The organism is Clostridium sp. AF27-2AA (assembly GCF_003478505.1).
Taxonomy (GTDB): Bacteria; Bacillota; Clostridia; order Lachnospirales; family Lachnospiraceae; genus Brotaphodocola.
Genome location: NZ_QUFI01000002.1, coordinates 1 through 12,647, shown reverse-complemented (window position 1 = coordinate 12,647; position 12,647 = coordinate 1). Strand labels below are relative to the sequence as shown.

11 protein-coding genes are annotated in these 12,647 nt (G+C 52.6%); all 11 read left to right on the top strand.

Annotated elements, in window-relative coordinates:
• The first annotated feature begins 9 nt into the window (after positions 1-9).
• The gene (locus tag DWY84_RS01715) at positions 10-1,143 is read left to right on the top strand and encodes an FtsW/RodA/SpoVE family cell cycle protein (protein ID WP_118530311.1); all 1,134 of its coding nucleotides are present in this window, start codon (positions 10-12) and stop codon (positions 1,141-1,143) included.
• Positions 1,144-1,237: 94 nt separating this feature from the next.
• Positions 1,238-2,677: a UDP-N-acetylglucosamine 1-carboxyvinyltransferase gene (gene murA, locus DWY84_RS01710; RefSeq protein ID WP_347560740.1), complete on the top strand. Its 1,440-nt coding sequence runs from the start codon at positions 1,238-1,240 to the stop codon at positions 2,675-2,677.
• A complete protein-coding gene (locus DWY84_RS17645) occupies positions 2,583-3,284 on the top strand; it encodes a cell division protein FtsQ/DivIB (protein ID WP_243024715.1) in 702 nt (233 codons plus the stop codon). Before murA ends, DWY84_RS17645 begins: the two co-directional genes overlap by 95 nt.
• 136 nt (positions 3,285-3,420) lie before the next feature.
• Positions 3,421-4,662: a cell division protein FtsZ gene (gene ftsZ / locus DWY84_RS01700; RefSeq protein ID WP_118530305.1), complete on the top strand. Its 1,242-nt coding sequence runs from the start codon at positions 3,421-3,423 to the stop codon at positions 4,660-4,662.
• A 188-nt stretch (positions 4,663-4,850) separates the two neighbouring features.
• On the top strand, positions 4,851-5,636 hold the full coding sequence (locus DWY84_RS01695) for a sigma-E processing peptidase SpoIIGA (protein WP_118530303.1): 786 nt from the start codon (positions 4,851-4,853) through the stop codon (positions 5,634-5,636).
• Between the two features lie 24 nt (positions 5,637-5,660).
• Entirely contained in the window at positions 5,661-6,401 is a 741-nt protein-coding gene (sigE, locus tag DWY84_RS01690) for an RNA polymerase sporulation sigma factor SigE (protein ID WP_118530301.1), read from the top strand.
• The gene (locus DWY84_RS01685) at positions 6,394-7,479 is read left to right on the top strand and encodes a stage II sporulation protein P (RefSeq protein ID WP_243024707.1); all 1,086 of its coding nucleotides are present in this window, start codon (positions 6,394-6,396) and stop codon (positions 7,477-7,479) included. Before sigE ends, DWY84_RS01685 begins: the two co-directional genes overlap by 8 nt.
• Positions 7,480-7,541: 62 nt before the next feature.
• Entirely contained in the window at positions 7,542-9,356 is a 1,815-nt protein-coding gene (lepA, locus tag DWY84_RS01680) for a translation elongation factor 4 (protein WP_118530299.1), read from the top strand.
• Positions 9,346-10,593, top strand: a complete 1,248-nt coding sequence (gene hemW / locus DWY84_RS01675; RefSeq protein ID WP_182434901.1) for a radical SAM family heme chaperone HemW — start codon at positions 9,346-9,348, stop codon at positions 10,591-10,593. The genes lepA and hemW overlap by 11 nt, the downstream gene beginning before the upstream one ends.
• A 141-nt stretch (positions 10,594-10,734) precedes the next feature.
• The gene (locus DWY84_RS01670) at positions 10,735-12,006 is read left to right on the top strand and encodes a family 10 glycosylhydrolase (protein WP_118530295.1); all 1,272 of its coding nucleotides are present in this window, start codon (positions 10,735-10,737) and stop codon (positions 12,004-12,006) included.
• A 78-nt stretch (positions 12,007-12,084) separates the two neighbouring features.
• The gene (locus DWY84_RS01665) at positions 12,085-12,609 is read left to right on the top strand and encodes an adenine phosphoribosyltransferase (protein ID WP_118530293.1); all 525 of its coding nucleotides are present in this window, start codon (positions 12,085-12,087) and stop codon (positions 12,607-12,609) included.
• Positions 12,610-12,647: the final 38 nt, after the last annotated feature.

Here is a 12,647-nt window from a genome sequence, read left to right as displayed (position 1 = left end):
AGGAGTGATATGGCAAAGAAGAACCGGCCGAAACGGTTTTATGATTACAGCCTGCTGTTCTGTATCATATTTCTGTCGGTGTTTGGACTGGTCATGATCTACAGTGCCAGCTCCTACACAGCACAGTTAAAATATAACAATGCCGGTTATTTCATGATGCGTCAGCTTAAGATCGGGGCTGGCGGACTGGTTCTGGCCCTGATTATTTCCAAACTGGATTATCACTGGTACGCAAAGTTTTCCATGTTTGCCTACCTTTTGTCTTATGTGCTGATGATTGCGGTTACCCTGGTCGGTAAGAAGGTAAACGGTAAAAAGCGCTGGTTGGGCATCGGCTCTTTAAGCTTCCAGCCGACGGAGTTCGTAAAGATCGCGCTGATCATCTTTCTGGCAGTGCTGATTACCCGCATGGGGGCAAGTGTAAATACCTGGAAGAATATGGTCCGGGTCATGGGCTTTGCGCTCCCGATTGCCGGTATTGTAGCGGCAAATAACTTAAGCTCCGGTATCATCATTGCGGGAATTGCTTTTGTGATGCTGTTTGTGGCCTGCAAAAAGCAGTGGCCGTTTTACGCCTGCGGCGGCCTGGCGCTCCTGACGGTAGTTACAGCTGGTCCCCTGGCAATTTTTCTCGAGAAGATCAAGCTGTTAAAGCCGTATCAGTTAAGCCGTATCCATGTATGGCTTTCTCCGGAAAGCTACCCGATGGATGGTGGCTACCAGGTGCTTCAGGGACTTTACGCCATCGGCTCCGGCGGCCTTTTTGGCAAGGGACTGGGCGAGAGTATCCAGAAGATGGGCTTTGTGCCTGAGGCGCAGAACGATATGATCTTTTCTATCATCTGCGAGGAACTGGGATTGTTTGGAGCGGTCTCCGTCATTCTCATTTTCCTGTTTATGATCTACCGTTTCATGCTGATTGCTAACAACGCGCCGGATCTTCTGGGAGCGCTGATCGTGGTGGGCGTTATGGCACATATTGCGATTCAGGTAATCTTAAACATCGCGGTAGTAACCAACACGATCCCGAATACCGGAATTACGCTTCCCTTCATCAGTTACGGAGGTACGTCGGTACTCTTTCTGATGATGGAGATGGGCATGGTGCTTGGGGTTTCCAACCAGATCCGGCTGGAGCGGTAAAGGTTATCGCCACCCGCGCGAAAAATGTGATTCCGGACGGAAAATCCTGAACCGATGGTTCTGAAGGTACATAAGATAAGGAAGAGGGAAGATCGTGTACAGGAGGGATCGCGGATTGTCTGTGCTTCGGATAGAAGGGTTACACAGTCTGGAAGGTAGTATTAAAATACAGGGTTCCAAGAACGGGGTGCTGCCGGTTATGGCAGCATCTCTTCTTCATAACGGAACCACGGTACTGGAGCATATCCCCAAAATACAGGATGTTTTCTGTATGCTGGGGATTTTGAATGCTCTGGGGGCAGAATGCCGGCTGGAGGGAGAGCGCCTGAGTATTTCGGCAGCCTCCCTCTCTGCAGCAGAGATACCGGAGACGCTGGCCGGACAGATGCGGTCATCCGTGATGCTGTTAGGTCCGCTGCTGGCGCGCCTGGGGCGGGTGGAAACCAGTCTGCCTGGCGGCTGCCGCATTGGGAAAAGGCCGGTGGATCTGCATATCCGGGGGCTTACGGAGCTGGGGGCGGTTGTCAGGATTGAGGATAACCGGATCCGGGCGGAAGCTCCACCTGCGGGGCTTTTGGGTGCGGAAATTCATCTGCCCTATCCGAGTGTGGGAGCCACAGAAAATATTTTAATGGCCGCGGCTGGGGCCAGGGGAGAGACTGTACTCGCCGGAGCAGCCAGAGAACCGGAAATCGGGATTCTGTGCAGCTTTCTAAAGGCTATGGGGGTTTCGGTGGAGGGAGCCGGAAGCTCCGTGATCCGTGTCCGGGGCACGGGGAGTTTCCGGGATTCCCGCTTCTCCCTTCCAGGGGACCGCATTGTGGCCGGAACATATCTCGGCGCGGTTCTCTGTGCGGGTGGTCATGTCCTTCTGGAGCAAGCTCCGGCAGAGCATATGGGAAAGACACTCTGGACGGCAAAACAGATGGGCGCGCAGCTGGAGCCGGTGGAAGAGGGCATCTGGGTTTCCATGCAGAGACGGCCCGGCCCGGTGGACATCGAGACAGGGCCCTACCCGGAGTTTCCAACGGATATGCAGTCTGTCGTGATGGCGGCAGCGGCTCTTGCGGACGGAACATCCTGCATCCGGGAGAATGTATTTGAAAACCGTTTTTGCGTGGCAAAAGAATTGCAGAAACTTGGGGCACATATTATAATAGAAGATAAATTTGCGCAGGTGAATGGCGTGAAGGCTTTGAAGGGTGCCAGCGTGATGGCAGAGGATCTGCGTGGCGGCGCGGCACTGGCAGCAGCGTGTCTTGCGGCAGAAGGAACAAGCTTCCTTGGCGGTTATGAACACATCCGCCGTGGCTACGAGGATATCTGCCGGGATCTGGCCGGAGCAGGAGCCCGCATCGAACTGCTTTCGCAGGCGGAGAATATCTTTTCAGACGATAGGAGAAAAGAAACAGATGGAATATGGACCAGGCAAGAAAAAAATGGCGATCCTTCTGGCAGCGTTATTTCTGTTGCTTGTGATCATAGCGGGCGTGTGCTCCATCCGGATCCGGGAGATCACGGTTACGGGAAATGAAAAATATACAGATGAACAGGTAGTAGATCTGGTGTTTCCGGACAACGCGAGCCGCAGTACGGTGCTCTGTTACCTGCGCGAACATTTCGGAAAGCATGAGAAAATTCCATTCGTGGAGGATTACAAGCTGGTGATCAAGAGCCTGAACCGGGCGGAGATCATTGTCTACGAGAAGAGCGTGGTGGGTTATGTGTCCTATATGAGCAGCTATATGTACTTTGACAAGGACGGTATCATCGTGGAAAGCTCCAGTCAGAAGCTTCACGGCATTCCGTGGATTACGGGCCTGAAATTCGGTCATATCGTCCTTTACCAGAAGCTCCCGGTGGAGAGTGAGCGGGTTTTTGAGGAAATCTTAAACCTGACCCAGATCCTGTCCATCTATGACCTGAGTGTGGACAAGATCCAGTACAACACTCTGGGTGAGGCCACGCTCTACATGGGGGAGATTGAGGTGATCCTGGGCAGCAATGAAGGTCTCAACGGCAAAATCGCGGAGCTTGGGGACATGCTCCCGCAGCTGGAAGGAAAGAGCGGAATCCTGTATCTGGATAATTACGATGAGACCAGGACTAACCCCATGTATACCTTTAAGCCAAAGGGCTAGTTTTTCGGCTTTTTTGCGAAAAAAACGGTTGATATTTTTTGAGAAATCACCTATAGTATTTACTAGACTAGTTTTTGATATAATGTTACAAAAATGTTACAAAAGGCCAATGAAAGAAGTTAAGGAGGAATCAGTCTTGTTAGAGATTAAGATAAATGAAGCGGAAAACTCCGCAAAGATCATTGTGATCGGTGTCGGCGGTGCCGGCAACAATGCAGTAAACCGCATGGTAGATGAGAATATCGCGGGTGTGGAGTTCATCGGCATCAACACAGATAAACAGGCACTGCAGTTCTGTAAGGCACCGACCGCCATGCAGATCGGTGAGAAGCTGACCAAAGGATTAGGAGCAGGCGCAAAGCCGGAGGTTGGCCAGAAGGCAGCAGAGGAGAGCTCTGAGGAGATCGCACAGGCTATCAAGGGCGCAGACATGGTATTTGTTACCTGTGGCATGGGCGGTGGTACCGGTACCGGTGCAGCTCCGGTCATCGCGAAAATCGCAAAAGACATGGGAATCCTGACTGTTGGTGTTGTAACCAAGCCGTTCCGTTTCGAGGCAAAGGCACGTATGAGCAACGCTCTGTCAGGAATCGAGAACTTAAAGGCAAGCGTTGATACCCTCATCGTGATCCCGAATGACAAACTTCTTGAGATCGTTGACCGCAGAACCACCATGCCGGATGCTTTAAAGAAAGCAGACGAAGTGCTACAGCAGGCAGTTCAGGGAATCACCGACCTGATCAATGTACCGGGTCTGATCAACCTCGATTTCGCAGATGTTCAGACTGTTATGACCGATAAGGGTATTGCTCATATCGGTATTGGACATGCCAAGGGTGATGACAAGGCTGTTGAGGCTGTTAAGCAGGCAGTAGCGAGCCCGCTGTTAGAGACCACCATCGAGGGCGCTACCCACGTTATCATCAATATTTCCGGTGATATCAGCCTGATCGAGGCAAACGAGGCAGCAAGCTATGTTCAGGAGCTGGCTGGAGATGACGCAAACATCATCTTCGGTGCTATGTATGACGAGAACGCTCAGGACGAGGCTACCATCACCGTAATCGCAACCGGTCTGGACGCTCACGCAAACACTCCGGTGAACAAGGCTATGGCTGAGTTCGGAAACTTTAAGCCGAAAATGCCGTCCAGTTTAAACTTAAACACCCAGAGCCGCACCGCTGCTGCTGAGGCAAGCGCAACTGCACCGAAGGCAGCTCCGCAGCTTCACGCACAGGCTCCGGCTGTAAAAACGCTTCAGACTCAGGCTCCGCAGCAGACTGCTTCTGCGCAGGCCGCAGCACCGAGCCAGGGTTCCTATCGTCCGTTAAACCAGACTCAGATCAATATTCCGGATTTCTTAAAGAATAAGAGATAAGCAAAACGCAGGAATCGACAAAGACAGAAGACCAGATTTGGCCTTCTGTCTTTTTTTGTCGTTCAAAAACGGGAATCCGCTCCATCCGTTTGACAAAATTTTCTCCTCAGAATGATTATAATGATGGACATGAGCAGTGAGAATGGTTATGAGGGCAATGCTCATGACGGCGGGAGGACGCGGGCGCAATGACGGAAACACTGTATCTGGATCTGCTTTTTCTGGTGAATCTGTTTGCGGACCTGTCCTTACTGCTTCTTACCGGACTGGTTTTGCAGATACCTCTGAAGAAACGAAAAGGGAGGCTGCTTCTGGGGGCTGCCGTGGGGGCGGCGGCGGGGTGTGCCCTGGTGTTTTTTCCCAAACTGCCGCTTCCTGTCTGGATCCTTCTGGAACTGGTGGTTCCGGCGGTGCTCATGGCGCGGACTGCTTTTGGACGCTGCAGTCTTTTGGAAATGCTGCGGTGGGTCACGGTGCTGTGGATGACCGCAGCTCTGACCGGCGGCGTGTTTGTGGCACTGGAAACGCCGCCCTGGACCTTTCAGCGGTTCAGCCTGGCGCTTGGCGCGGCCGGGGGAATGCTGTGGGCCGGAACCGTGGTTCTTAAAAATGGAATGACGCTCCGGAACAGTCTCTATGAGGTGACGCTGTATTACCAGGGAAAGCAGAGAACCGTCCGGGCCTTGCGGGATACGGGAAACCAGCTGTATGAGCCCTACGGCCATCAGCCGGTCCACATTCTGGAACAGAGTGTCTGCCGGGAGTTTGGTGAACCGGTTTCGGAAGTCCTGTACGTTCCCTTCTGCTCGCTAGGAAAAGAACATGGAATTCTGGCTGCTGTCCGCATGGACCGGATAGAGGTGTGGCAGCAGGAGCGGCTGGTCCGCGTGCTGGAACGTCCGTGGGTGGCCATCAGCGAGACTCCGTTGTCCGCACGGCACAAATACGAGATGCTTCTGCATGGAGAACTATAATACAGAGACCTGGAGGATGGAAAAGTGATCGTTAAAGTTTCAGTACCAAATCGTTTTCAGTTTAAGGCAGTTCCTTCTTTTACCGCAATGCTGTGGCAGAAGAAGGGGGAAGTTCACTATATTGGCGGTGCGGATATCCTGCCTCCGCCGCTGGAAAGCAAAAAGGAAGCGGAAATGATTTCGCTTCTGGGAACCGAGGGCGAGAAGGAGGCAAGGTCTCTTCTGATTGAACATAATCTGCGCCTGGTGGTGTACATAGCAAAGAAATTTGACAATACGGCTGTGGGGGTGGAGGATCTGATATCCATCGGCACCATCGGTCTGATCAAGGCCATCAATACCTTTAATCCGGAGAAGAATATTAAGCTGGCTACCTATGCTTCCCGCTGCATCGAGAATGAGATCCTTATGTATCTGCGCCGCAGCAGTAAGACGAAGGCAGAGGTGTCCATTGATGAGCCGCTCAATGTGGACTGGGACGGAAATGAACTGCTTTTATCAGATATTCTCGGGACCGATGATGATATCATCTATCGTGGACTGGAGGATGAGACAGAGCGGCAGCTGCTAAAGTCCGCCATTGACCGTTTGAGCCCGCGGGAGAAAACCATTGTGGAATTGCGCTATGGATTAAAAAATGCGGAGGGAGAAGAGATGACGCAGAAGGAAGTGGCAGACCGTCTGGGTATCTCACAATCTTATATTTCCCGTCTGGAGAAGAAAATCATGAAGCGGCTGAAAAAGGAAATCGTCCGTTTTGAGTAATCTGCTGGTCTGGGCAGTAAGAGGGCTTCTGGCACTGTGTCTGCAGATTTGCTGCCCGGCGGCGAGGTTTCAGAAAGAAGAATCCGTGCGGAGAGATCCCGCCTATGCGGTTTATGAGACATACAGGTATGCGTACGAACGGTACGGATACCTGTTTTCGTATGCGGAGGAGACGGGCGGAGAAGGAACGGTGGCGGTGGGAAATCGTTCATGGCAAGGCGAGGACGGGAATGCGGGCGCAGCGGACAGGGAACAGGAGAGTACTGGGGCAGATGGAATGAAAACGGAACAGACTGGCGCGGGGAGCGCGCTTTCTGCGTCGAGTCTTGCGCGTCTCCAGGATTACGACTATCTTATGAAGCAGTATTTCAGCGTGCATGCCTCCACTACGGCGGACCGCGGCCTCATGAAGGTGGAGAAGCTTCTTGGAACTGATGTACGCTTAACGAAGAATCCTGATGTGCCTCAGATCCTCATCTACCACACCCATGCCAGCGAGACCTACGCGGACTACGGCCCGCAGAACCCGGACGCCAGCGTAGCAGGGGCAGGGAGTTATCTGGCAGAGCTTTTAAGGCAGCGGGGCTGGAACGTGATACACGACACCACGGCTTATGACCGGAAAGAGGGAAAGCTGGAGCGAAGCCGGGCCTATACCTACGCGCTGGAGGGCGTGCAGGGAATCCTGCAGGAGCATCCCACCATTGAGGTGATCCTGGATCTGCACCGGGACGGCGTTTCGGATTCCCTGCGGCTGGTACAGGAAATTCAGGGGAAGCCCACGGCAAAGATCATGTTCTTTCAGGGAATGAGCCGTACGCCGGAGGGCGAGATTGCCTACCTGCCAAATCCGTATCTGCAGGAAAACCTGGCCTTCTGCTTTCAGATGCAGCTGGCCTGTGGCCGCTATCCGGGATTTACCAGGAAAATTTACTTAAAAGGCCTGCGCTATAACCTGCATCTGAGGGGCCGTTCCTCTCTGATCGAGGCCGGAGCCCAGACCAGCACAAAGGAAGAGGTCTGGAATGCCATGGAATTATTGGCAGAGGCGGCAGATAGCGTCTTGCAAGGAGAGTGAAAAAATGATATCATTATAAATTGACAAATTAGACCCTATACGTTATTGGAGGAAATAAATACATGGCATCAATGGACCAAAGCAAGATCCGCAACTTCTGTATCATCGCCCACATTGACCACGGCAAATCTACCCTGGCCGACCGCATCATTGAGATGACCGGTCTTCTGACCAGCCGTGAGATGCAGGCCCAGGTACTGGATAATATGGATCTGGAGCGGGAGCGCGGCATTACCATCAAGTCTCAGGCTGTACGCACCGTCTACCACGCGAAAGATGGAGAAGAGTATATTTTTAACCTGATCGACACCCCGGGACATGTGGACTTTAACTACGAGGTATCCCGAAGCCTGGCAGCCTGTGACGGCGCTATTCTTGTGGTAGACGCAGCCCAGGGCATCGAAGCCCAGACTCTGGCGAATGTGTATCTGGCGCTGGATCATGACCTGGATGTGTTCCCGGTCATCAACAAGATCGACCTGCCAAGCGCAAGACCGGACTGGGTTGCGGATGAGATCGAGGATGTTATCGGTATTGAAGCGCATGACGCGCCGCGCATTTCCGCAAAGACCGGACTGAATGTGGAAGATGTTCTGGAAGCCATTGTCCACAAGGTTCCGGCTCCGGTTGGAGATCCGGAGGCACCGCTGCAGGCCCTGATCTTTGACTCCCTGTACGACCCGTACAAGGGCGTGATCGTGTTCTGCCGTATCAAAGAGGGAACCGTGAAGAAGGGAACCCTGATCCGCATGATGGCAACCGGAGCCCAGGAAGAGGTCGTTGAGGTTGGCTACTTCGGCGCAGGCCAGTTTATTCCGTGTGACGAGCTGAGTGCCGGTATGGTTGGTTATATCACCGCCAGCATCAAGAACGTGAAAGATACCCGGGTGGGTGATACCATTACCGACGCAAATCGTCCGTGCGCTGAGCCGCTTCCGGGCTATAAAAAAGTTACTTCCATGGTTTACTGTGGCCTGTACCCGGCGGATGGCGCAAAGTACAACGATCTGCGCGACGCCCTGGAAAAGCTGCAGTTAAACGATGCGTCCCTGTATTTTGAGCCGGAGACTTCCATTGCCCTGGGCTTTGGTTTCCGATGTGGCTTCCTTGGACTTTTGCATCTGGAAATCATTCAGGAACGTCTGGAACGCGAGTACAACCTGGATCTGGTTACCACTGCACCAGGCGTTGTGTACCGTGTTCACAAGAAAAACGGCGAGATGATCGAGCTGACCAACCCGTCTAACCTGCCGGACCCGACTGAGATCGAGTACATGGAGGAGCCGATCGTCAGCGCGGAGATCATGGTGACCACGGAGTTTGTGGGGGCCATTATGACTCTGTGCCAGGAGCGCCGCGGCGTTTACCATGGCATGGAATATATTGAGGAGACGAGAGCACTCTTAAAGTATGACCTTCCGTTAAACGAGATCATCTACGATTTCTTTGACGCGTTAAAATCCCGTTCCAGAGGTTACGCGTCCTTCGACTATGACATGAAGGGCTATGAAACCTCAGAACTGGTGAAGCTTGATATCCTCATCAATAAAGAAGAAGTGGATGCCCTGTCCTTCATCGTGCATGCGGATTCCGCTTACGAGCGCGGCAGAAAGATGTGCGAGAAGCTGAAAGAGGAGATTCCGCGCCATCTGTTTGAGATTCCAATCCAGGCGGCTGTGGGCGGAAAAATCATTGCCCGTGAGACCGTCAAGGCCATGCGTAAGGATGTCCTGGCGAAGTGCTACGGTGGCGATATCTCCCGTAAGAAAAAGCTTCTGGAAAAACAGAAGGAAGGAAAGAAACGAATGCGTCAGGTGGGCAATGTAGAGATCCCGCAGAAGGCATTCATGAGTGTTCTGAAATTAGATGATGAGTAAACGAGAACTGGAACTTTATATTCACATCCCATTCTGCGCCCGCAAGTGCGCCTACTGCGACTTTTTGTCCTTTGCGGCGCCAGAGCGGGTGTACCGGGACTATATGGACAAGCTGCTGGAGGAAATCTGCGGCCAGGGCCCGAATTTTCAGGAGTACCGTGTGTCCACGATCTTTGTGGGCGGCGGTACTCCGTCCATTCTTCCGGCGGATCTGATCATGGAGCTGTTCGCGACGCTGTCTGAGAATTTTGATATCTCCCTGGATGCGGAGATCACTATGGAAGCCAATCCGGGAACCCTGACCATGGAAAAGCTGGAGGTGTACCGCCAGAGTGGCGTAAACCGCTTAAGCATCGGCCTGCAGTCCGCAGATGACAAAGAACTGAAATATCTGGGGCGCATCCATTCTTTCGACTCTTTTCTAAAGAGCTATCAGCGGGCAAGACAGGCAGGCTTTAAAAATATCAATGTGGACCTGATGTCCGCCCTTCCCGGACAGGATGTGTATTCCTGGAAAAATACACTGAAGAAAGTCATGATGCTGAAACCGGAGCATATCTCTGCCTACAGCCTGATTATTGAGGAAGGAACGCCTTTCTATGAGCGGTTTGGGGAGCCGCAGAGAAAATTGGACTGCGGGGCGCAAATGGCTGGAACTCTTCCGGCACCGAAGACAGCGGCCGAGGTGGCGGCCCGGGCGGCGGTCATGACACTGCCGGACCTTCCGGCCGAGGATACGGACCGGGAAATGTATCACCTGACGAAAGAGATGATGTCCGCCCATGGCTATGAGCGTTACGAGATTTCCAATTACGCGAAAAAAGGGTATGAGTGCCGCCATAATATTGGATACTGGACCGGTGTGGAGTACCTGGGGCTTGGCCTTGGCGCATCCTCCTACACCTACGGCTACCGTTACCATAATACGGAAAATCTGCAGGAGTATCTGTCCCTGAACCTGTACGAAGGCGGAGCGGCTGCCCGTGACATTGAGGAGCTTTCTCTGGAAGACAAAATGGAGGAATTCATGTTTGTGGGCCTGCGCATGATGAAGGGCGTGTCAGGAAGTGAATTTCTGGACCGCTTCGGGCAGAATATGTGGAATGTCTACGGGGATGCCTTAAAGAAGCTGGAACAGCAGGGGCTCATTGAAGTCGACGCGCCCATGGTGCGCTTAACAGAGCTTGGAATTGATGTCAGCAACGTGGTTTTAAGCGAATTTCTGCTGGACCGGTAACCTATTTCGATGGTTTTTCTTAAGGATTTGTTTCCTTGTTCTTTCCTGTGTCCTTTGCTATACTATCTATAAAAATAATGGTAAAAAGGATGCGGGAATGCAAGAACAACCCGTTTGGAATGACATCCGGGAGGTGCTGGAATGCTGATACAAAAGAAACTGAATCGGGACGCGGGAAAACTGCGCCTGAGACTGAAACAGGCGTTTAGCCTGCTGTTTGCGTGCCTGATGATTTTACAGACTGGTGTGGTCACGGCCTTTGCCGCTCCGTCGGCATCGGTCATCCGCTCCGATGAGCTGCGGGGCGTATGGATTTCCTATCTGGACTGGGAACGGCTTCCGGCAGATCAGGAATCCTTCAAGCATGAAGTAGATAAAATGCTGGACCGCTGCCTGGAATTGAAGATGAATGCAGTATTTGTGCATGTGCGCCCGGATGCGGATGCCATGTATCCGTCCGCATATTTTCCGTGGTCCCGTTTTGTGACGGGAACCCAGGGAGAGAATCCCGGCTACGATCCGTTTGCGATCTTTGTGAAAGCAGCCCACAATAAGGGCCTGCAGATCCATGCCTGGGTTAATCCATACCGCGTGACCGGCTATCATAACACCTGGGATCAGGTTTCCGACCAGAACCCGGCGAAAGAGTGGCTGACGGATGGGAATCCTTCCAATGATCGCTGGGTTTTAAAACAGAATGGCGCTTATTACTTCAACCCGGCCATTCCGCAGGTACGGGAACTTATCATCAACGGTGTGCGGGAAATTGCGCAGAAATATACAGTGGACGGCATTCACTTTGACGATTATTTTTATCCGGAAGTGGACAACAGCAAGGAAAGCCGCTGGTTTGACAAGCCGGAATACGAGGCTTCCGGCAGCAGCTTAAGCATCGCCCAGTGGAGGCGGGAAAATGTCAATGAACTGATCTGCGGCGTCTATAAGGCAGTCAAAGAGGCAAGGCCTTCCGCCCAGTTCGGCATCAGCCCGGAGGGCTATGTGGATCATCTGCGCAGTGATAACCGTCTGTTTACAGACATAGACACCTGGCTGTCTCATGATGGCTATGTGGATTATATTATGCCGCAGATTTACTGGGGCTTTGAGCATCAGCTGTCGAACGGCAGTCCGGCTCCCTTTGCGTTTGAGAATAACTTAAAGACCTGGATCAGCCTGGTAAAGAAGGGCCACGCGAAGCTGTATATAGGCCTGGCAATGTATAAAGCCGGAAGCAGCGCGCGGGACAATACCGGAATTCCGGAATGGAAACGCTACGATGATATCATCAGCCGCCAGGTGGAAGCCGGGCGTGCCAGCGGATCGGTATCCGGCTATTGCTTTTATGAGTACGGCTCCTTCCAGGAGGATGTGTGCCAGAAGGAAGTAAAGAACCTGATGAAGGTATTACGGTAGCAGTGCCGGAATGGATGCGCAGTGCGCAGACAATCATAAATAAAGCGTTTCCGAACGCTCGAATAAAGGAGAACAGAGATGAAAAAGTTAGAGGATTACGTAGTAAGCATTCCGGACTTCCCGGAGCCGGGAATCATTTTCCGCGATGTTACCTCCATTTTGCAGGATGCAGACGGACTGGCACTGGCTATTGACAGCATCCGTGAAATGGTAAAAGATCTGGAATACGATGTGGTTGTAGGACCAGAATCCCGCGGCTTTATCTTCGGTGTGCCGGTTGCCTACGCAGAGCACAAGAGCTTTGTTCCGATCCGCAAGAAGGGCAAGCTGCCAAGAGAGACCATCACTGCAAAGTATGATCTGGAGTATGGCTCCGCTGAGATCGAGATTCACAAGGATGCCATCAAACCGGGCCAGAAAGTAGTAGTCGTGGATGACCTCATTGCCACCGGCGGCACCACCGAGGCCATTGTAGGCCTCATTGAGCAGTTGGGCGGCAAGGTCGTAAAGCTCTGCTTCGTGATGGAGCTTGCAGGCCTCAAAGGACGGGAGCGCCTTGCCGGATACGACGTAGAGTCCGCAATCACCTACGAAGGAAAGTAAAAATTTAAGAATAGTCACGAAAGGTCCGAAGCAGGCCG

Bases quoted from the DNA above. Each gene is read 5' to 3' on its own strand.
- DWY84_RS01715 (WP_118530311.1), top strand. From the start codon at position 10: ATGGCAAAGAAGAACCGGCCGAAACGGTTTTATGATTACAGCCTGCTG.
- DWY84_RS17645 (WP_243024715.1), top strand. From the start codon at position 2,583: ATGGCGATCCTTCTGGCAGCGTTATTTCTGTTGCTTGTGATCATAGCG.
- DWY84_RS01695 (WP_118530303.1), top strand. From the start codon at position 4,851: ATGACGGAAACACTGTATCTGGATCTGCTTTTTCTGGTGAATCTGTTT.
- lepA (WP_118530299.1), top strand. From the start codon at position 7,542: ATGGCATCAATGGACCAAAGCAAGATCCGCAACTTCTGTATCATCGCC.
- hemW (WP_182434901.1), top strand. From the start codon at position 9,346: ATGATGAGTAAACGAGAACTGGAACTTTATATTCACATCCCATTCTGC.
- DWY84_RS01670 (WP_118530295.1), top strand. From the start codon at position 10,735: ATGCTGATACAAAAGAAACTGAATCGGGACGCGGGAAAACTGCGCCTG.
- DWY84_RS01665 (WP_118530293.1), top strand. From the start codon at position 12,085: ATGAAAAAGTTAGAGGATTACGTAGTAAGCATTCCGGACTTCCCGGAG.